18 protein-coding genes and 1 tRNA gene are annotated in these 19,577 nt (G+C 39.7%); 8 read left to right on the forward strand and 11 right to left on the reverse strand.

Annotated features, from left to right (window positions below; all coding sequences use genetic code 11):
• The first annotated feature begins 15 nt into the window (after positions 1–15).
• The 3 genes from GSQ74_RS20755 to GSQ74_RS20765 all read left to right on the forward strand — a co-directional run bounded on the left by GSQ74_RS20755 (position 16) and on the right by GSQ74_RS20765 (position 2,384).
• Complete coding sequence (locus tag GSQ74_RS20755; RefSeq protein WP_158996116.1) at positions 16–1,419, forward strand: undecaprenyl-phosphate glucose phosphotransferase; 1,404 nt, start codon at positions 16–18, stop codon at positions 1,417–1,419.
• Positions 1,419–2,201 (forward strand): helical backbone metal receptor, encoded by a 783-nt coding sequence (locus GSQ74_RS20760; protein ID WP_158996117.1) that lies wholly within the window; start codon positions 1,419–1,421, stop codon positions 2,199–2,201. Before GSQ74_RS20755 ends, GSQ74_RS20760 begins: the two co-directional genes overlap by 1 nt.
• A gap of 98 nt (positions 2,202–2,299) precedes the next feature.
• Positions 2,300–2,384 (forward strand) — tRNA-Leu (locus GSQ74_RS20765).
• 606 nt (positions 2,385–2,990) lie between these two features.
• Here GSQ74_RS20765 and GSQ74_RS20770 read toward each other — a convergent pair.
• The 10 genes from GSQ74_RS20770 to GSQ74_RS20815 all read right to left on the reverse strand — a co-directional run bounded on the left by GSQ74_RS20770 (position 2,991) and on the right by GSQ74_RS20815 (position 13,058).
• On the reverse strand, positions 2,991–3,914 hold the full coding sequence (locus GSQ74_RS20770; RefSeq protein WP_158996118.1) for a PepSY-like domain-containing protein: 924 nt from the start codon (positions 3,912–3,914) through the stop codon (positions 2,991–2,993).
• Between the two features lie 138 nt (positions 3,915–4,052).
• A complete protein-coding gene (locus GSQ74_RS20775) occupies positions 4,053–4,673 on the reverse strand; it encodes a tetratricopeptide repeat protein (RefSeq protein WP_158996119.1) in 621 nt (206 codons plus the stop codon).
• On the reverse strand, positions 4,661–5,821 hold the full coding sequence (locus GSQ74_RS20780; RefSeq protein WP_158996120.1) for a tetratricopeptide repeat protein: 1,161 nt from the start codon (positions 5,819–5,821) through the stop codon (positions 4,661–4,663). Before GSQ74_RS20780 ends, GSQ74_RS20775 begins: the two co-directional genes overlap by 13 nt.
• Complete coding sequence (locus GSQ74_RS20785) at positions 5,797–7,959, reverse strand: urea transporter (protein WP_158996121.1); 2,163 nt, start codon at positions 7,957–7,959, stop codon at positions 5,797–5,799. The genes GSQ74_RS20780 and GSQ74_RS20785 overlap by 25 nt, the downstream gene beginning before the upstream one ends.
• Entirely contained in the window at positions 7,960–9,312 is a 1,353-nt protein-coding gene (locus GSQ74_RS20790; RefSeq protein WP_158996122.1) for a diaminopimelate decarboxylase, read from the reverse strand.
• A gap of 13 nt (positions 9,313–9,325) precedes the next feature.
• Complete coding sequence (locus GSQ74_RS20795) at positions 9,326–10,378, reverse strand: ATP-grasp domain-containing protein (protein WP_158996123.1); 1,053 nt, start codon at positions 10,376–10,378, stop codon at positions 9,326–9,328.
• On the reverse strand, positions 10,368–10,628 hold the full coding sequence (locus GSQ74_RS20800; RefSeq protein ID WP_158996124.1) for a PqqD family protein: 261 nt from the start codon (positions 10,626–10,628) through the stop codon (positions 10,368–10,370). Before GSQ74_RS20800 ends, GSQ74_RS20795 begins: the two co-directional genes overlap by 11 nt.
• Positions 10,629–10,678: 50 nt before the next feature.
• Positions 10,679–11,056, reverse strand: a complete 378-nt coding sequence (locus tag GSQ74_RS20805; protein WP_158996125.1) for a response regulator — start codon at positions 11,054–11,056, stop codon at positions 10,679–10,681.
• Between the two features lie 108 nt (positions 11,057–11,164).
• A complete protein-coding gene (locus GSQ74_RS20810; RefSeq protein WP_158996126.1) occupies positions 11,165–11,860 on the reverse strand; it encodes a LytTR family DNA-binding domain-containing protein in 696 nt (231 codons plus the stop codon).
• Between the two features lie 13 nt (positions 11,861–11,873).
• Positions 11,874–13,058: a sensor histidine kinase gene (locus GSQ74_RS20815; protein WP_158996127.1), complete on the reverse strand. Its 1,185-nt coding sequence runs from the start codon at positions 13,056–13,058 to the stop codon at positions 11,874–11,876.
• Between the two features lie 517 nt (positions 13,059–13,575).
• Here GSQ74_RS20815 and GSQ74_RS20820 point away from each other — a divergent pair.
• The 5 genes from GSQ74_RS20820 (at position 13,576) to gldM (ending at position 18,855) form a co-directional block, all read left to right on the forward strand.
• Positions 13,576–14,868, forward strand: a complete 1,293-nt coding sequence (locus GSQ74_RS20820) for an SUMF1/EgtB/PvdO family nonheme iron enzyme (RefSeq protein ID WP_158996128.1) — start codon at positions 13,576–13,578, stop codon at positions 14,866–14,868.
• Between the two features lie 4 nt (positions 14,869–14,872).
• Positions 14,873–15,808, forward strand: a complete 936-nt coding sequence (gene gldN / locus GSQ74_RS20825; protein WP_158996129.1) for a gliding motility protein GldN — start codon at positions 14,873–14,875, stop codon at positions 15,806–15,808.
• Between the two features lie 22 nt (positions 15,809–15,830).
• Positions 15,831–16,391 carry a hypothetical protein gene (locus GSQ74_RS20830; RefSeq protein ID WP_158996130.1) on the forward strand — a complete coding sequence of 187 codons (561 nt, stop codon included), beginning with the start codon at positions 15,831–15,833 and terminating at the stop codon, positions 16,389–16,391.
• A 26-nt stretch (positions 16,392–16,417) separates the two neighbouring features.
• Positions 16,418–17,215, forward strand: coding sequence for a gliding motility protein GldL (gene gldL, locus GSQ74_RS20835; protein ID WP_158996131.1), 798 nt, complete (start codon positions 16,418–16,420; stop codon positions 17,213–17,215).
• Positions 17,216–17,319: 104 nt separating this feature from the next.
• Positions 17,320–18,855 carry a gliding motility protein GldM gene (gene gldM, locus GSQ74_RS20840; RefSeq protein ID WP_158996132.1) on the forward strand — a complete coding sequence of 512 codons (1,536 nt, stop codon included), beginning with the start codon at positions 17,320–17,322 and terminating at the stop codon, positions 18,853–18,855.
• A gap of 235 nt (positions 18,856–19,090) precedes the next feature.
• Here gldM and GSQ74_RS20845 read toward each other — a convergent pair whose 3' ends face one another.
• A complete protein-coding gene (locus GSQ74_RS20845) occupies positions 19,091–19,507 on the reverse strand; it encodes a nuclear transport factor 2 family protein (protein ID WP_158996133.1) in 417 nt (138 codons plus the stop codon).
• Between the last annotated feature and the right edge of the window lie 70 nt (positions 19,508–19,577).

Genomic DNA, 19,577 nt, shown 5'->3' on the forward strand with positions numbered 1-19,577 from the left:
AGAAGAAGAAAAAGTATGATCCACAGATACGCAACGTTTATTAAGGCTGTTAACCTCACTACTGATTATTTAATTCTAAATATCAGTATGGTGATTTCATATGTTGTAATTGATAAATCATCATACATATGGATCAATAATAAAAACTACCTTCCAATAGTACTTGTATTCAACCTTATTTGGCTGCTGGCGGCCAATATAAGCGGTTTGTATGAACAGGTATTAAATAAGGATTCCATTAATACTTATCGGGGGGTTATTAAAACCTATTTCATTTTTGTAAGCTTTATATGTTTTACTATTATAATACTTATAGGTACGAAACCATATTTTGTAACCCGCGAATATCTTTTTTATTCTCTTGCGCTGTTTGGGTTTTTACTCGGACTATGGAAACTTATATTTCTTGGTATACGCAAAAGCAATCGCCGTTCATTATTTGATACCAGGAATGTGGTTATAATAGGTGGTGGGAGGATAGGATATGATCTTTATCAATTTTTTAGTAACAATGCCGAACGTGGTTATAACTTGATAGGTTTTTTTGACGATGCACCCGAACGGGTTAAAGAGAAAAATTTATACTTAGGCAGAACAGATGAGTGTATTGATTATGTAATTGCCAATAATGTCGACGAGATTTTTTGCACCCTGCCAAACTCCAAAGCTGATACTATTGAGAAATTAATGCTTGATGCTGATAAAAACCTAATACGTTTTAAGTTTGTACCTGAATATTACGATTACGCGAAAAAGCCAACTTATATACAAAGCTTTGGCCATATTCCGATTATATCTGTAAGGCCAGAACCACTTGAAAATATGTTGAACAGGTTTTTAAAGCGATCATTCGATACTATTTTTTCCATACTTATTATTGTGTTTATATTTAGTTGGCTGTTTCCAATAGTGGCCATACTTATTAAGCTACAATCAAAAGGGCCGGTATTTTTTGTGCAGATACGCTCCGGACGAGATAATAAGCCTTTTAAATGCTATAAATTTAGGAGCATGAGGGTTAATGATGAATCGGATAAAAAGCAAGCCACGCGTGGCGATAAACGTATTACATTAATAGGTGCTATTATGCGCCGTACAAGTATTGATGAACTTCCACAGTTTTTTAATGTACTGCGTGGAAATATGTCTGTTGTTGGGCCACGTCCGCACATGATAAGCCATACCGAACAGTATTCCCAACTTATTGATACTTTTATGGTAAGGCATTTTCTTAAACCTGGTATTACCGGTTGGGCACAGATACGGGGCTTAAGGGGTGAAACCAAGAATACCGAAGATATGCTGGCGAGAGTAGAAGCTGATGTATGGTATCTTGAAAATTGGTCGTTCCTGCTTGATCTTAAAATCGTTTTCCTGACATTCTTTGGTACTCTTAGAGGTGATAAAAATGCATTCTGATGCCTGTTGTTTACGATCAGCTCAAGCGAAAAGTATTACTCGATAAAATACCTAAACGAATTATCTCCATTGTACCATCGCAAACCGAACTTTTGTTCTATTTAGGTTTGGGTAATAATATTATAGGGGTTACAAAATTTTGCACCCACCCACATCATCAAACTAAACATACAACCAAAATAGGCGGCACCAAACAATTAAATATTGAATTGATACGTGAATTACAACCAGATCTGATCATTGCTAATAAAGAAGAAAATGAACAAAGCCAGGTTGATGATTTAATGAATATTTCTCCGGTTTGGATAAGTGATATAAATGATTTACCACAAGCGCTTGCAATGATTGAAAGCGTAGGGGCGATAGTTAATCGGGAAGCTGAAGCAAATGCACTTGTAAAAGCTATTTCAAATCAATTCAATGCCTTAATTAAAGTTAAGAAACCATTGACTGTAGCCTATTTAATATGGCGTAAACCTTATATGGTAGCAGGGATTGACACGTTTATTAACAGCATGTTGCAATTGTGCGGCTTTATTAATGCTTTTGAATTGAATAGATACCCGCATGTAGATGCTACTATACTTATAAATGCTAATCCTGATTTAGTTTTTTTATCGTCGGAGCCATTCCCTTTTACTGAAAAGCATATCGAGGAATTCAAAGCAATTTTGCCAAATGCAAAGGTTATTTTGGTTGATGGCGAAATGTTTTCGTGGTATGGCAATAGGCTATTATTGGCACCTGAATACTTTTCATCGGTGATTGGATCTATAGTCTAAAATTAATTAGACTAGCGTACAGGTGGTTATCACAAATAGTTAAATAAATTTTATTGTTTATTAATTTAAGCTATCTTTGCACCTCACAAAATCCTAATGCGGAAGTGGCGTAATTGGTAGCCGCACCAGACTTAGGATCTGGCGCCGCGAGGCGTGGGGGTTCGAGTCCCTTCTTCCGCACCACATGGGATTCTAGTAAATCCCGAAAAGGGTTGCTCCAAAAAGAGCAGCCCTTTTTAATTCTAATAGCTAAACCACCGCCTAAGGCGGTAGGTTAGGGGTGGAGGCTACGCCAGAAACCGCTATTCAGTGTTTGGGTAAGTCCTAATTTGTTTTTGCGATATTATCCAGGTGATAGATAAAGCCCCTACCTTTGGTGGGGGGGTGTTTGTTGATTATCTGCAAGTTATGTTTGAATGCCGGGTTGATGTAGGGCGTTCTAATGGGCTACGAAGCAGCTTTACTAAAGTAGAGCGGATTTTTATTTGTATTTAACCACAGTTCAGGGGGCGAATTGAACAGTGCAGGCGTTCCAATTTAAGATGGAACGGCGAAACGCACAAAATTAGCTATCAACAAACGCTGTAAATACCGGCATTTCGTTAAATACATCCTCATTTCGCAGGGCCCTATTGGAGATCATGAGAGGACGAAAAAAAACGTCGAGAGTTTATCGACGAATATTAGAATTGAGTCGACTAACGGGATATAACGTTCAAACTATTTCAAGCAAAAAACCCGGCCCATCTAAATGGAACCGGGTAATCAGCATTATGAAAAAACTAATTGTTAATGTATGGTAACCGCTTTAACAAATGTGCCGGTTGCATCAAAGCCTACTTCGTAATTAGTATTGTTAACCGTAATAAACACATGGTATCCGGTTATTCCTGTTTGGTTGCTTTCAACATAGGCTTTGTCAAATACGTAACCAGGGTAGGTTGCGGTTAAATAAGTAGTAATCGCAGACAACAGTTTTGCAGCAGTTATCTCTGTATTTCTGCCACCATGCGGTTCTATTTTCAGACGTTTTATCAGAGTTCCGGTTGCAGAAATATTGGTTGCATATAAGACAGTATCTTTACTGATTAAGATGTACGTTGTATCCGGCGTTTTATAAGCATGCAGTAAAGTATCTGTGGGATAAGTTGTGGTAAAATATGTTAACACAGCCGCCGGTACCGATGCAATCGCAATGGTATCATGTTGTATACCGCCACGGTCGCAGAAGGGGCCACCGGGATGCCAGCCTTTGCCGCCACCACCCATGTTGGCACCATCCTTTTGTTCTAAAACATTGACAAAAGTACCTGTCGAGGTGAATTTTAAACCTACAAACAAACCATTGTACTTAATAACCACCAAATAGCTCACAAGCACTTTTGCACTATCAACTTTGTAAGCTTTTGTAAAAGTGTATCCGGAGTAATTTGCAGTTAAATAGGTGCCTATAGCAGCCGGTAATGCACTAAAAGCTACTGAATCTGGTTTGTTGCCATTCGGCGGGAAACAATTAACCATGTAGATGCTGTCTTTGACACCTGCAGTGTCAACTGAGGCCAATGCTATTGCTCCGTCAGCTGTGAGTGTGGCAGTTGTTAAAGAGGAGGTGGTTGTTGAAGATGAAGATGTCTTTACGTCTTTTTTACATGAAGACACGACACTAAAAATGCTCAGCAAAATTAGCGAGGGGTAAATAACTTTGGTTTTCATTTTTGTAAATTTTGATTCATAAATTTAAAGCCAAGGCACTATGCCTTTGTATGAATTAAATGTATGATCGAAATCTGCAGCGAAGAACTATTTGTCGATGAATGGATATTATTTACCGACTAAGTAAATTTGAGTCATTTACCTGCACCTGGCAAGGCCATCTGTACTTGAGGCATCGGCAGGCTTTATGATGAGCGCTTTTTCAAAATAACCAATAGCTTCAGTCTTGTTATCCGCCATCAGTAACGACCAGGCAAGCATATGATTCCCATCATAATCATACGGATATAGCGTTGCTACAACCTTAAAGTATTTGGTTGATACATCAAACTGTTTACGGTTGTAATAAATAACACCGGCCCAATAACAAGCCTGCGTGTTTTGCGGGTCGATCTTTAAAATATCAATATATTGCTGCAAAACTTTATCCCAGTTTTGAAGGAACGACAAGGGTTTTACATAACCAAATTTGGCTTCGATTGATCCCGGTTTAATATTAACCGCTTTTTGATAGTAGCTTTGAGACGCATTGTAATTTTGGTTGAGGTAATATAGCCAGCCAAGCCGGATATTTATCTCATAGTTATTATTGCTGTAATAAGCAGATATATCATTGATGGCAGCAGTATAGTTTTTATTCAGCTCGTCAGTATAGCTGTTATGAAAAGCCTTCTGTAATACTCCATTGCTTTGTGCAAATGTGCCGGCTGCCCATAAACTAAAAAAACAAACCGAAAGAACCTTTTTTAAAACTTCCATATTAAACCTAAAGTAATAGAATTTTGTTCATAGTTTAAAGACTGGTAGGTGTCATCCTTTTTTTCATAAACATAATCTAATTGCAATTGCATGTGCTTGCTTAACTGGTAAAATAAAGTCTCTCCGCATTTAAAAGTTGTTTTGTCAATCGCGTTGTAAATATACAATCCATCGGCATCTAAATAATCATCCTGGTCGCCAATGGTAACAGCAGATTCGAGCCATGTGTTTTTAATAAGTTTAAAGCCTATAGCCTGGCTCAATATTATATGGTCGGATGCGTTTAAATGCTGGTCGGATGCACGGCTAATTGTATAGAAATTAAAGTTTCCCATCGGATAGAAGGTAAATTTGCCATCATATTGTTCTACCGGCTTTTCATCAAGACTTCCAAAGTTCATGTCTACTTGCAGATCAAAATATGGGGCTGTAAACCGCGCTCCTACAAAACCCAAATTACTATTGCCGACAGAGGTTTCAAAGCTAGTATTAACGTAATGATAAGCACCTAAGATACTAAAATGGGCGCTTGCGGCATAACTTAATTTAGCATAGTATTCTTTTTGCTGGTCTCTCGCGTCTATCGAATTATCATTATCGCTTAACCTGAAAATAGTTTGGTTGTAGTAAACTAACGATTGCTCCAGCTGCCAGCACCATGACAAGCGGTTACTCAATGAAATTCGCGAATAGGACGCATCTCCCCGGTTGATGTCATTATTTAATTTCGTGCTAAATTCGGTACCTGCATCTATAAAGGTAAAAGGTCTTAAACCATTTTTGTTTTGGATATATCCGGCATTGTAAGATGCTGCAAGGTTATTATTTAAATAGCTGTTACATAAATATGCGTAAAAACGGGCGGTTGGGTTATAGCCGTCATTAGCAAGAATATCGTCATAGTTCTTCAGCGCCAGCTTAAAATTACCGCTCATCATATAGGCGTAGGCAATCTTTAATCTTAGGCCCGGAAAATCAATGCCGTTTTTGACAGATTGATTTCCAAACACGATTAATTCCTTCCAGTCGCCACTGTTATAGAGGCCGGTCGAAGTACTATCCACCACCTGCATGGTGCTAACCTGTGCCTTTATACCGCCCGCTAATAAAATAAAAACGATAGTTAATACGTATTTGATTTTACCCATTCAATATTTTTGTGGTTACCGTTTACCGTGATACAATACCCCTGAATATTATCATTTGCCAGGCTGATAGTCGCCTCCATTAATATCTTTTGTTTACCAAATACTTGTTTTACTTGTGTTGACTGGATAGCCCCGCTTTTAGGGGGGGGATTTACCGCACGATACGTTAAATTGATAAATCTAAAAAAAGGTGAAACAAAGTCCTGCAACCAAAGCAATGGTTTATTATTTAATAGATGTAAAGGGAATACATCGTGCACAACAACATGGTCATTATCGGTAAATGTAATTTTATACGCAGCCAGGTAAAAAAGAAATAATAAAGATTGATGGCTACCATAAAAGCTGGTAAAGTAAAACTGTGTACCATCGTTTATAAAATAGGCTGTTGCTCCGCTTGTTATACTGTAAAAATAGGTTTGACCAAACTCGTCCTTGAAAACCTCTAATTGCTCGTTAACGCCTGGTTCACCAACAAGTGTGGCAGTATAGCCTGGCTGAAAATCAAATGCCTTTGCAGTAGCGTTAACAATTGCAACAGGATTTACAACGTCGCCTTGTTTAGGAATCGTAAAACTTGCCATTCTTTCCTGTTCGTTCTTTCTGCTAACGTAATATGAAAAAGGATAACTCAGTGTTTTTGCATCGATATACGGCGTAATCTGGAGCTGAAAATGCAAATGCGGTTCAGGAGAGCGACCAGAATTACCACATAAACCAATCAGTTCTCCCTGTTTAACGGTATCTCCGATTTTTACTTTAATTGATTGTTTTTTAAGATGTGATACTTTGCTATATAGGCCGTCAATGTGTTTAATTACTACGGTATTTCCCCAATTCTCCAGCAGGTTTTCGATACCTATAGCATTGTCTTCCACATTATCAACAACATTGGCTACAACACCATCGCCACAGGATAAAACAGGTTTATTAAAGGAATAAAAGTGCTCAGGCAATGTGCCTGGAAATTTAAAGGTTTTTTTATCCTCATCTTCAATCACAAAATCAAGCGCTTTACCCCAATCGTTAATATGAGTGATATTGCCATCGTACCCCTGTGAAACTGTCCAACTACCCATAAAAGGCAGCCTAAGCCTAAAATATTGCAGATTATTTAACCGGTTTTGTTGGTTGATGAACTGATATAAATTTCGTTCCGGCGAATAATGCTGCAACTTAACCAGTTGCAAATGCGCTACATCTTTCCGTAGTAACAGGAAATAAAGCAGCGTGAAGCTTATCACACAAAACGGCAAAGAAAATACCGGTAAATTATAAGCCGCCAATATAACTGAAAAGGCATTTATCAGGATAAATATTACCGGGATACAAGCGATTGCCCATAAATAAGACCGTATAGAAGGAATGGTAAAAAAACTACCAATAGCAATAGTGGCCAGCATAAAGTTAGCGCCCAAATGATAATAGCTGATATCATCCGGATAAATATTCAGGCTGGCGTTAAGACCATGAGCGACTAAGAAACCAAGTACGGCTAAGCTAAAGGCAATACGGGAATGAATCAACAGGCCAATAGCAATACATGCACCTGTTATAATATTATCCTGAAATAAAATAGCGCTGAACGAGCGAAAAAACAAGCAAAGCAAATCGGGAAGGTTGAATGATAGATAATTATGCAGGTAAGACAAATTTGCGGTCGCCCCGTAAACCTCTTGCATAACAACGCTACTTTTGGATACAAGCCCGATTTTAAACAAACTGTCAGCGCTCAATAACAAAATCCAAAAACACAGGATAAACGGTATGGATAAAATAGGCAGCCCTAATTTGCCAAGCCTTTCGGCGAGAACAACCGTTATCATGAGCAATAATAAGGCAGTAAATATCAGCCAAATTACATAGTACATGTTAAATTGGTAAAATGTACCAAAGGCGAGGCCGAGGAGTAAATTATTAAAGCTGTAAATACCCGTTTGAATATGCTCACGCTGGTAGCCCGACGTCTTGATGAGTGCAGCAGTGAACATAACGCAGCATAACCCACTCATACCGGCAAGGGGATTTAAGAAGGATACCAAAAGCAAAATTCCACCCAATACGCTGTTTTGTGAAAAGAACAGTATGGCGTAGCTATTAAGTATGGTTTTAATAAAAAATAAAAACCTGCTTTTCATCTATTTTGCTTTTAAATGCCCGGGGACATTTTCATTTTCCTCAATGTAATCCAATGTTTCGGCGGCTTTTATTAAATGGATGTTTCGTTGCTCATCAATTAGGACAACTGCAGGTCTAAGGGTTATGAACTGCATCCATTGCGTCATGTTGTAAGCACCCACTTTATGTACCACCAAATGGTCACCCGGATTTAATAAAGGTAGATTTATGTTTTCCCTGATCACGTCTATATTCATGCATAGCGGGCCATAAATCGCCATATTTTCAGTATGCGGCAAGAAATCCTGTGCAGGACTTATTTGATGATCATACCAAAACGAAGTAAAGAGTATATTGACCCCAAAATCTACAACAGTCGCCCGTTTGCCATCTGCCAAACGTTTATTGGCTAATACTGTGCCCAATAAATATCCTGCATCGTCAATCAACGCCCGCCCACTTTCCAGTATCAGCAATGGTAATTCATTAGGCGCAAAATCCGAATTAATCAGTTTATTGCATATTTCTTCTGCAAAGTCATCTATTGATGGTAAGGTGTCTGTACCGGGTAAATACGCACCTTTTAAGGTATTCATTGAAGGAAACCCACCGCCGAGATCAAGATATTCTATGGTTTGATTTAGTATAGTCTTACAACGCAAAGCCAGATCTGCTAATTTAGTAGCCGCAATACCGAATGCGGATGTTGATTGTATATAAGTACCGATGTGGCAATGAAGACCCGTCAATTGCAATTTACCTGAACTAACCACCTTAGTAAGCGCATTCCATGCTTCGCCGTTTTCGTAATTAAAACCAAACCTGTCCCATGCCGGAAATATGCCGGTATCCATATTCACCCTGATAGCTACACGAGGTTTATCCGTTAAATTTTCACTCAGGGCAATTAAAAGATTTAATTCCTCTAAATTATCAATATGGATTAGCGAATCATTTTCTATTGCAAGCATCAGATCTTCTTTTGACTTGCTCGGGCCGTTAAATATAATCTTGTTACCAACTACGCCGTTGCCCAATGCCTTACGGTATTCGAAACCTGAAACGACCTCAGCCCAGCTGCCTTCACTGTGAAATATCTGGCAAACAGCATTAAGGTAATTGGTTTTATAACTCCAGGCAAATTGCACTTTGGGATACCGGGTGCTAAAAGCACGATAAGCTGAGCGATAGTTACGACGTATCTGGCTCTCTGAAACCACAAAAAGTGGCGATCCATAAGCCTCGATAAGTTTAGTTACCTGTATACCATCAATATATTTAAAAGGCTGTGCACCACTGTGGCTGCCAAATTTATTCATGACACCCGGGGTGAGTTTTTTTATGTAGGGCCTTTCGTAAGGAAGTTTTTCCATGATTAAGTCATAATTATAATTCGCCGAAGGCAGACATTTTTTGAAACTCCGCAATATCAACCACCTGATCCCAGGAGTGCCGGATAAACAATTTACCCGACTCATGACTGTTAAATGGGTCAACGTTTTCACCCATACTCATTTTAATCAATGTAGCCGGTTGATTTTGGCCCGCTGCCGCTGCCAGGTATATCCATGCGGGAAAGCGGGGATTAATTTCTATTATAAAAAGTTGATCATCCGCATCCCGTATAATTTCCAGTTCATATGCGCCTCTCCACTGGGTTGCTTTTGCAAATTGATCTGCCAGTTCAACCAATGCATTATCTTCAATAGTAACACCAGCCCAGGCTTTCCCTTTTTCGGTGATATAAAGTTTACGCATAGGCACAATACTAAGGTTGCCACCGTTTCCGCTACCTAACGCGGCAACATTTATTTCAGTTCCTTTAATATACTTTTGCGCTATCACAGGGTATCCCCAGGCCGCTTCCAATTGTTTAAATGCCTTCAGAGCGGAATCCATATTGACTGCGATATATGCATCATAAAACTTGCCTTTTATAACCAATGGAAAGCCTAATTCCTCAGTAGCATGTGGTAAATCAGCCGCTGAAAACAATTTATAATGCGGCGGCACCCGAAGTTTGTTTTTATTGCCAAATTCAAAAAGATTCGCTTTGTCCCTAACCTGTAATTGTGCCAGCGAAGGAAGAAACGTGCGGATACCGATTTTTAATAACGATGGAGCTATTATTATAAAGTTATGCAGCTCGGCATCAAAGTTTGGGATGATTGCCGTTAAGTTCTCCTGGTTATTAATATAAGTTAGCCTTTCAAGTAGTGCGCCGGTTCCCGCAGTCGGATAAGGTAGCTGATACGTTTTGTCAACCAATCCCGGCATATATATACCGGGTTCTAATGATTCATAAGCGAAGCCTATAATTCTGATATCATCACCTAATCCTTCTTTTAGCGCTCTGATCACCGCTATTCCCGGGCCCGGATTGTCATTAGCATTGAGGCCCGTTACACCAATACATAAGCCGGTGTATTTAGTTGCCATGATTCAATTCTAATTCCAACAGATTAGCCTCTTTTAACTGAATTACCCAATCCTCCCAATCCCGATCAAGCTGCGCTACACTAACATCGTATTTTTTTAAAATATCTGCTTTTATCTCCGTTGTGTTAACGCCGTTCTTCATGGCAAGCAATATGACTGATGCCATTGCATTGCCGGAAAACGAATCGCCGGTAGCCGGGTTAAAAACAAACCCGTTCTCGCTGGTAGCAATATTCTTTTTGATCTTCATTATACGAAAAGATGGTAAATAAGGATATAAATGTAGCGATTTTAGGTATATCAGGAGGCTATTAAATAGTCAATACGTGATGCCAGCACTTCCATATCTATCGGCTTTAAGAACAACGCGTCGCAGTGGTAAATATCTGATTTTAATTTTTTAGTTCTATAACCGGTCACAATAATTACAGGTATATCTTTCACCATAGCCTCCTGTTTTAGGTCACCGCATATCAATTCGCACTCATTGTTCAGCAACAAGTAATCTAGTATGATCAGATCCGGCCGGATTGATTTGGCTCTTTCACAAATGGCTCCAGCGTCGTATATAATATGTATATCGAAATCGCTGTAAGTTAAAATTTCATCAACAACTGGTAACATCCGTCCCCCGTTATCCAATACCAGGATCTTTTTTGGTTTGCTCATTAGTTCCATAATCCAATAGTTTTAAATGCTTTATATAAAATTGGCATATTAAAATTTTACAAAAAAGCAATTGTCGCTGAACAGGACATATCTACCGACAAACAACAAAAACCCGATCTATTTTGACCATTCTTTTATGAAATCCGCATAGCTATTACCAACAGGAAGCTCTACAACGCCTATTTTAACTTTACGGTTATAGATTGATTTTACTCTCTTTATCGCTACAGCATAGCTGCGATGAATCCGGGCGAATTGCGTTGGGGGCAATTTTTCGAGCACAGCTTTCATAGGCATAAGCGTTAGTATCGGCTTTTCCAAGCCAACCAAGTGAATTTTGATATAATCCTGCATGCTTTCAATGTATTCAACATCTTTTAAATTTATTTTAAGCATTCGATATTCAGAGTGCACGTATATCGATTCACCTTCTTCATCTTTATCCTGGGTTTTGTATTTAGCATAATCTAAGGCTTTTTGAACTGCCGAGGTAAATCGCTTGAGGTCAATTGGCTTTAACAGATAATCTATTGCCTCGAGCTCAAAACCTTCATAAGCATAATTTTTATAGGCGGTCGTAAATATTACCAACGGTTTATTTTGCAATGTCCGTACAAGATCAATACCCGAGATATCGGGCATGTCAATATCTATAAAAAGCAAATCAACCGCAGTTTTTTTCAAAAACTCTGCACCTGAAATAGCATCATCAAAAGTTTGTAGCAATTTTAATTCAGGGAAATCATTCACATGTTTTTTAATTACCTCAAGCGCTAACGGCTCATCATCAATAGCGATACATTTTAATTGCATACTTCTGTTTTATTTAACCGAAAATCTCTAATTTGACTGTAAACAAGTTGTTGCTTGTATCTATATCCAGGTTATATTTTCCCGGATACATGTGCTCCAATCTTTGTTTGGTATTGTTAATTCCAATGCCTTTCCTTTTATCGTTTTGTGGCTTTTCAAAAATACTGTTCTGGCAAAAAAAACTTATTTTTTGTTCATCTGCCGTTATCCTAATACTGATTACTGCACTATTATGTTTGCTTATACCATATTTAAAGACATTTTCAATAAAGGTCATTAATAATAAGGGAGCGATTTTTTGGTTCACAATTTCACCAGTACATACAAAATCGAGCTTAGTTTTCTTACCCAATCGCAGCTTTTGCAGGTCTATATAATCCTTGATGCAATCTATCTCGCTTTGCAACAGCACAACATCCTCGCTTACTTCATCGGTAACGTAACGCATAATATTAGAAAGCTTCATAATGCTTTCAGAAGTGTTCTTATTATCTGTAACCGATAGCGCGTAAATATTATTTAAAGTATTAAATAAGAAATGCGGGTTAATCTGCGCTTTTAAAAATGATAATTCAGCATGCGCTTTCTCTGCTTGTGTTTGGGCGACCATTTGCTCTGTAAGCTGCCACTTTTGTACAGTACTTACCGCAATGCTCAAGCCTATTACTAAAATAAATATAAATAAACCTACCATATCAATATTCCCTGACTGGTGTATAAATATGATCTGATTAGTGGGCTTATCCCTCGGGTCTTCCATACGCAAATTCTGATTCGGCAAGGGGCCAAATGGAAGATTCTTTGCTTCTGATGAATTCATACCTGCATTCGGGATCGAACTATCAACCAATAGCGGTGCAGATTGAGCAGCATTATATTTCGGGTTTTTCAGTAGATTATGTCCAAGTAAATTATCAAAAGGTTGCAAAAAATATACACAGCCAGACAACAGTAATACGATAAAACCGTAGCTAACATATTTCTTTCTAAATACTAACTTCGGTACCAGGTACCATGCATTTAAATAAAACATGAATATGTAAGTAAAGCAAAACAGCCAGTAAAATGGTGAAAGCAATATAAAATAGCTGTTATGTATGCTCTCCTGGGTTTTATTCATAAATAGCAGCGGGAAACCCAGAAAGATCACCCATCCTACAGCATGAATAAAAAAAGCAATGAATTTTGAACGTATCATATTGGTTAAGTAATCAAAAATAGACTTTGCTTTGCATATTTTACAATAATAGATCTTCACTTATCTCGCCGCTGATCATGTAACCATACATGTCAGAAACTGAATAAGTTGCAGATATAGTAGCAGGTGCTCATTCATGAAAACAGAACAACAACAGGCCTTACAATAACCCTCTATTAAAAGCGTCGGTAAAAATCAGTACGTAGCTGTGGGCTAACAAAAATAAATCGGCGAATAACGCCTATGTATAGACGAACGGATAATAGTGATATTGGCTTAGCGGAATTTAGCTGGTGAGTTATATTCTATCGGTTTATTCGGCTGCACATTATCTGTCTCTATAAATTAAACCTTGTACTTATAATCAATCGTTTGTCGATAAATTCTGCTCATTTAGCGATAAATGAATGTAGTACATTAATTTGACGATCATATTTGACTCAATATTTCAACCGTAAAAAATAAATGATTATGAATTCATATCGACTTATTAATAAACAAGTAAACAAGGAGTCATATGAAATCATTAATCAAAATGACAGGACTACTACTATTATTGGTAGCCTCCTGCAAAACCAGTCTCTACAACACCCCTAAAACAAGAGCGGTATCTACAAAGAAGCTTATTCCACCCGAAGGGATGGTATATATACCCTCAGGTACCTTTTTGTACAAAATGCTGAATGATGATAAATCCGAGCAAAGAAGGGTTAGTGTAAGTGCGTTTTTTATAGATAAAACCGAGGTTAACAACAAACAATATCAGGCGTTTGTAAACTGGGTTGCCGATTCAGTAGCTATTACGGATTATTTGCACGACGATTCTTTCTATCTGCCCGCAACAGGGGCAACTGTTGGCGCGGATAATAAGGAAATCAGGCTTATTGACTGGAGCAAAGTGAACAAAATATCGCCGCTGTGGAAGAAAGCCCCGCAGGATATAAAAGAAAAACTTGCACCCATGATGACGATGGTTAACGGCGCCCGTGTACCTAACCCTGCGTTATTAGTTTACCGGTTTTATTATGTGCGGATGGACGGCATAAAGAATAGCGAATACGTTGCCGATTCAGTAGGCATCTACCCACATGAATCAGTATGGTCTGCGGATTTTCCAAACGCGCAGATGACGGTAATGGATGCCAATTATTTCACCAACAAGATTTATGAGTACAATCCGGTTGTTGGGGTAACCTGGAAACAGGCCCGCGCTTATGCCGATTGGCGCGGCACCCAGCTAATGTTGATGATAAAAAACAATCCGAATCTTAAGAATTTCAAACTCAGCTTTAGTCTGCCAACTGAGGCACAGTGGCAATATGCTGCCGAAGCTAAATTGAATCCTGAAGATAGTGTATCCCGAACTGTGTTAACCACTATTGATAAAGCCACAGGCAAGGAGCAGCTCTCAATTAATTATAAACAGGGTGAAGGTATGTATTCGAGCGATGGCTCTACATTTACGCTACCGGTTACATCTTACACACCAAATGCCTTTGGTATTTATAACATGGCAGGTAATGTGTCTGAATGGACACTGGATGCCTTTAGCCCGTCGGCATCAGAACTGGTGAATGACCTTAATCCTGCACTGCTTTACGATGCTACTGATAAAGACGCACCGTTGATGAGGCGTAAGGTAGTCCGCGGCGGATCGTGGAAAGACAATGGCGACATGCTGAATACCGATACCCGCAGTTTTGAAGATCAGGACGCGGCGCATTCCTACATCGGCTTCCGCTGCGTGATGGCAGCCTTTGAACTCACAGGTGAACAGGTTAAAACAAGAAAGTACATCGCTAAAAAATAAAATCATGAACATATTAAAAATAATTATAGCCATTCCACTGCTAATGTGGATAGGCTCGGAGGCTTCTATTGCCCAAACAATTGCAAAGGATAGTACACTTACTGATACATTGCCAGCTTATGACAGTTACCTGCAAAAGTTAGACCCGGGACAAGTAAGGCCATTTCCGTACCCTAAAACCACCCAGGCAAACATCAGGCTGTACGCAAGGATATGGCGGGTGATTGACCTGAATGATACGGCTAATGCAATACTTACCATACCCGGTAAATCACTAATGGAAACCATTATGAAAGGTTTGGACGATGGTAAGTTAACCCCTTACCAAAAGGATGACTTTAAAACCAAACTAACCGTAAGGCAAGGTGAGCAACGTTTTGCAGACTCTGTATTAGTACCAAAGTTTGACAACGACGGTAACCAGATATCATCAAAAATGGTACTTAATGAATTTAATCCTGACAAGGTTAAAAAGTTCAGGATAGAGGAAGATGTGTTTTTCGATAAGCAACGCGGCCGTGTTGATACGCGCATAATTGCTATAGCGCCCATGATGACCATTTCTGCGTCGGTTGATCTGCCGGATAATATGTCGACAACACCCGCCTTCTGGATATATTTCCCGCAGTTGCGTTACGCGCTTATTAAGCAGGATTTGAGTGACCCCGATAAGAATATGTTTGATGTAACCATGGATGACGTGTTTATGCAGCACAAATTCACCGCTTACCTGGTAAAAGAGTTTTCACCCGGCGGTACGCAAACTGAACAACTTGACCCTGGCAGCCCCGAAGCATTAAAGTTAGAACAGAAAATAGCTGATTTAAAGAAAACCATTTGGCAAAGCCCAAAAGGAGTTAATAACAAGAACCTAGTACAACCATCAGACATTAAAATTAAAAAGGAGGATAGCAATGATAAAGCCAGTAAAACTAATTAGAGAGTTCCTTTGGATGCTCCTAATGTCAACAATTCTATTCATCTGCGGTAAGGCAAGCGCGCAGGTGCTGCCTGAATACAGCGCATTTCCCTCATCATCTATAGGTGCACAATTAGGTACACAAGGATTGGGGTTACAGGGAAGTTACAGTTTTGCCAATGCATTTAACATAAGGGTTGGTTTTACCAGCATGTTTGGCAACTGGCAATATAAAGGCAGGGATGTCACCTTCAATAGAAATTCTGTATATGCCATAGTTGACTGGCAGCCTGAATATGGTGGTAGCACCTGGTTTGCAAGCAAGTGGTTTTTATCTGCCGGGGTAGCTAATTATTTTAATAATTCAGTATTTCGCCAAAAGCCGAACCCACTGGCTGACTATACTATCTATCTTGCCAAGTTCCGGCCTTATATAGGTACTGGGTTGGGTAATATACACCTAACAAACAGTTTAGGGCTACGGCTGGATATGGGGTATTATATACCACTAACCGCCCCAACCTCAACCATCCCGGCTAATGCAGATAAAGCAGGTTTTTTGCCCGGTTTAAACACTGCCGGAACTATTTATATTAAATTTTAATCTAAGAACATTTAAAAAATAACATCATGAAAAGTACAAAAAAATTCAACTGGCTACATGTAGCAATCTCATGGGGAGCCAGTATAGTAATATTAGGGGCAATGTTTAAAATCAATCACTGGGGCGGTGTAGCCGGTACCTATATGATAGGGTTGGGCCTTTGCGTGGAAGCTATACTATTCTTTACACTGGGATTTTTCCCGCCACCGCAAGATCCTGCATGGGAAAAGGTTTATCCCGAGCTGGCAGTGGATTATGACGGCTTGCCCGGTGTTCATCATCATGCCGCTCCAGCAAAAGGTAATGTTGCAGCACTGGATAAATTATTGCATGATGCGGATGTTAGTCCGGAGGCACTTAACAACCTTGGTGAGGGACTGAAAAAGTTTGCTGACAAGATCGGCAGCATTAACACTATTACCGATATATCATTAGACACTGACGCGTTTTCAAATAAACTGAAGCAGGCATCTTCAAAGTTTGATGTATTGGGTGCAGCATTCGAGCGCGCCACACTGGGGTTGGCTAGTATGGCTGATAACAAATCCGACGGTGAAGCCTACCATCAGCAGGTTGCACGATTAACATCCAATTTATCTCAGCTAAATTCACTTTATGAGGTAGAATTAAAAGGGGCCGATACCAGTTTAAAACAGATCAACCATTTTTATATCGGGTTAAATGATACCCTCAGAAATCTGAATGAATCTGCCGATGATAGCAGGTTGTTTAAGGATGAGGTAAATAAGCTGGCTAAGAATATTTCATCGCTGAATGTATTCTATGCCAATATGCTTTCAGCCATGACGCAGCCACGTATTTAGCGGCCGATAATCCCACTATAGAACTACCATAACAACCCACCTACTTAGGCAGGAGGGGAATGTTATGGACAAAATTTAGTATTCACATTTTAATAATTAAGAAAATGGCAGCTGCAGGAAAAGAAACTACCAGGCAAAAAATGATAAATTTCATGTACCTGATTCTATTGGCTATGCTGGCCCTGAATATCTCTGAAACAATATTAGACGCGTTTAAAACAATTAACGATAGTCTTACTGCCTCCGCAGGCAACGTTGATAATTCAATACAGCAGCAATTTAAAGCCTTTGAACAAACAAGGCTTAAAGAATCGCCCGAGCGGGCAAAGCCTATTTACGATAAGGCTAAACAAGCCCAAAGAATAACCCAGGATCTGGACGATTTTATAAAAGGCATAAAAACCGAACTGGTAAACCAGAGTGATGGTTATGACAGCAAAACCGGCGATTTAAAACAACGTGATAATCTCGATATTGGTTTTGATGTTATGATCAATAAAAGAAGGGCATATGCACTTAAACAAAAGATAAATGATACACGAGAGCAATTGATGGCTGTACTTGGGCCCAACGATAGTCGCAGTGTTTCATTTACGCTTAACGCCGATGACCCGCCGAAAAAAGGGGTAGATGCCCGCAACTGGGAAGAATTGAACTTTGGCGAAGGAGTACCATTAACGGCTGAATTTACTATCCTGTCGCGCATACAGGCAGATAACAAAAATGCCGAAGCCGAAGTGGTAAAAAAGATATTGGGTAAAATGGATCAGGCTGTTGTTAATCTCGACAAGTTCGAGGCTGTTGCAGTAGCCCCAACTTCTTATTTGATACAAGGCCAGCCTTACACCGCGCAGGTGTTTTTAACCGCATATGATTCAAGATCAAAACCTGATATTGAAGTTAGTGGTACCCCAATAAATGTTTCAGACGGACGGGGCGTTTATAATGTGTCCACATCACGCGAGGGTGTTTTTAACTGGACAGGGACAATCCGAATCCGGCAAACCGATGGCACCATTAAAACCTATACCACACCCGAGCAGCAGTATATTGTGTCACGCCCGTCGGCAGTGGTATCTCCTGATAAAATGAATGTTTTTTATATCGGGGTTGATAACCCTGTGTCAGTATCCGTTCCGGGTATTCCATCAAGGGACATCAGGATAAGTATATCAGCAGGTTCATTAAACGGAAGCAACGGCAGGTATATGGTTAAGGTGAATAACCCCGGCACGGTTACCGTATCGGTATCAGCAGAAATAAACAAGGGCCATACCGAATTATTGAGCAGCACCCAGTTCCGTGCTAAACGAATACCCGATCCTATTGCAAAATTCTCAGGAAGAACCGGCGGTAATGTACCTACAGTGGCATTAAAAGCACAGGATGCCATTTTCGCTTCGCTGGATAATTTTGATTTTGATGCCAAGTTCAAGATCACCCGGTTCAGCATGATCGTCGCCAATCCTCGCGAAACAGCATCCGTACAGGTAACATCGGGCAATAGCTTAAATTCAGAAATGCATGCCTCATTAGAAAACATAAAACCCGGTTCACGCGTAATATTCGATAATATAATTGCGGTAGGTCCTGATGGTACGCCCAGGCAACTGGCTCCTGTTGCATTAACGGCGGATTGATCGGTTCAAATTAGGGAGGTATATTTCACTTATCTCCCTATTTGATATTTTTAATGCTTTTCTGCCCGCACTGTACCATAATACAAGTGGAACAGTTGGTACACTTGGAGATTTTTGCTTAAAGTTGATTCCGGTATTTTTATTTCTTCAAAATCCGATATCACCCCTTTATTCATGGGGATGGGTAGAAATCAGCGTAGTCGCAGACATTCATCAAAATTGCCTCAATCCTGTGTCAAACGATCTGCTGAACCCATTGACTTCGCCAGGCCGGCGCCTCGAAGGGATCTGCGAAATACTGTGTTTCGTGCACCACCTTGCCATTGCGAAACTCCATAATGCTCACTGTGTATGCTCGCCGTTCCTGATAGGTGATTATATATTCCGTGATCCATAGATCGCCTTTTCCGAGAATACGCTTGACATTGAAGCCTGACGGTTTACCCGGATGATGGCTCCGCAAGGCCTGCAAATTGCCTCGTCCCAGGATTTGCTCGCCAGACTGGGGGTAATCACATATCGCATCGTCATCATAAATATCATGTTCCGCGTTTGCATCGCCAACTGCCGATGCGTGCCAGTGTGCATTCAGTGCTTCAAGTATTTGTTCTTCTACGGTGGACGGTTTCAGTCGTTTGGTTTTTCCGCTCATGTTCTATTTGTTAAGTATATTTTGACAATTAATAAAATGTCTCTAAGCTGTTCTAACTCCTGTACAGGTT

Source organism: Mucilaginibacter sp. L196, assembly GCF_009765905.1.
Taxonomy (GTDB): Bacteria; Bacteroidota; Bacteroidia; order Sphingobacteriales; family Sphingobacteriaceae; genus Mucilaginibacter.

Excerpts from the sequence above, each read along its gene's own strand:
- gldM (WP_158996132.1), top strand. The coding sequence starts at position 17,320 with ATGGCAGCTGCAGGAAAAGAAACTACCAGGCAAAAAATGATAAATTTC.
- GSQ74_RS20755 (WP_158996116.1), top strand. The coding sequence starts at position 16 with ATGATCCACAGATACGCAACGTTTATTAAGGCTGTTAACCTCACTACT.
- GSQ74_RS20800 (WP_158996124.1), bottom strand. The coding sequence starts at position 10,628 with ATGAAGATCAAAAAGAATATTGCTACCAGCGAGAACGGGTTTGTTTTT.
- GSQ74_RS20795 (WP_158996123.1), bottom strand. The coding sequence starts at position 10,378 with ATGGCAACTAAATACACCGGCTTATGTATTGGTGTAACGGGCCTCAAT.
- GSQ74_RS20790 (WP_158996122.1), bottom strand. The coding sequence starts at position 9,312 with ATGGAAAAACTTCCTTACGAAAGGCCCTACATAAAAAAACTCACCCCG.
- gldN (WP_158996129.1), top strand. The coding sequence starts at position 14,873 with ATGAACATATTAAAAATAATTATAGCCATTCCACTGCTAATGTGGATA.
- GSQ74_RS20820 (WP_158996128.1), top strand. The coding sequence starts at position 13,576 with ATGAAATCATTAATCAAAATGACAGGACTACTACTATTATTGGTAGCC.
- GSQ74_RS20845 (WP_158996133.1), bottom strand. The coding sequence starts at position 19,507 with ATGAGCGGAAAAACCAAACGACTGAAACCGTCCACCGTAGAAGAACAA.
- GSQ74_RS20810 (WP_158996126.1), bottom strand. The coding sequence starts at position 11,860 with ATGCAATTAAAATGTATCGCTATTGATGATGAGCCGTTAGCGCTTGAG.
- GSQ74_RS20805 (WP_158996125.1), bottom strand. The coding sequence starts at position 11,056 with ATGGAACTAATGAGCAAACCAAAAAAGATCCTGGTATTGGATAACGGG.
- GSQ74_RS20760 (WP_158996117.1), top strand. The coding sequence starts at position 1,419 with ATGCCTGTTGTTTACGATCAGCTCAAGCGAAAAGTATTACTCGATAAA.
- GSQ74_RS20775 (WP_158996119.1), bottom strand. The coding sequence starts at position 4,673 with ATGGAAGTTTTAAAAAAGGTTCTTTCGGTTTGTTTTTTTAGTTTATGG.
- GSQ74_RS20815 (WP_158996127.1), bottom strand. The coding sequence starts at position 13,058 with ATGATACGTTCAAAATTCATTGCTTTTTTTATTCATGCTGTAGGATGG.
- GSQ74_RS20780 (WP_158996120.1), bottom strand. The coding sequence starts at position 5,821 with ATGGGTAAAATCAAATACGTATTAACTATCGTTTTTATTTTATTAGCG.
- gldL (WP_158996131.1), top strand. The coding sequence starts at position 16,418 with ATGAAAAGTACAAAAAAATTCAACTGGCTACATGTAGCAATCTCATGG.
- GSQ74_RS20770 (WP_158996118.1), bottom strand. The coding sequence starts at position 3,914 with ATGAAAACCAAAGTTATTTACCCCTCGCTAATTTTGCTGAGCATTTTT.
- GSQ74_RS20830 (WP_158996130.1), top strand. The coding sequence starts at position 15,831 with ATGTCAACAATTCTATTCATCTGCGGTAAGGCAAGCGCGCAGGTGCTG.
- GSQ74_RS20785 (WP_158996121.1), bottom strand. The coding sequence starts at position 7,959 with ATGAAAAGCAGGTTTTTATTTTTTATTAAAACCATACTTAATAGCTAC.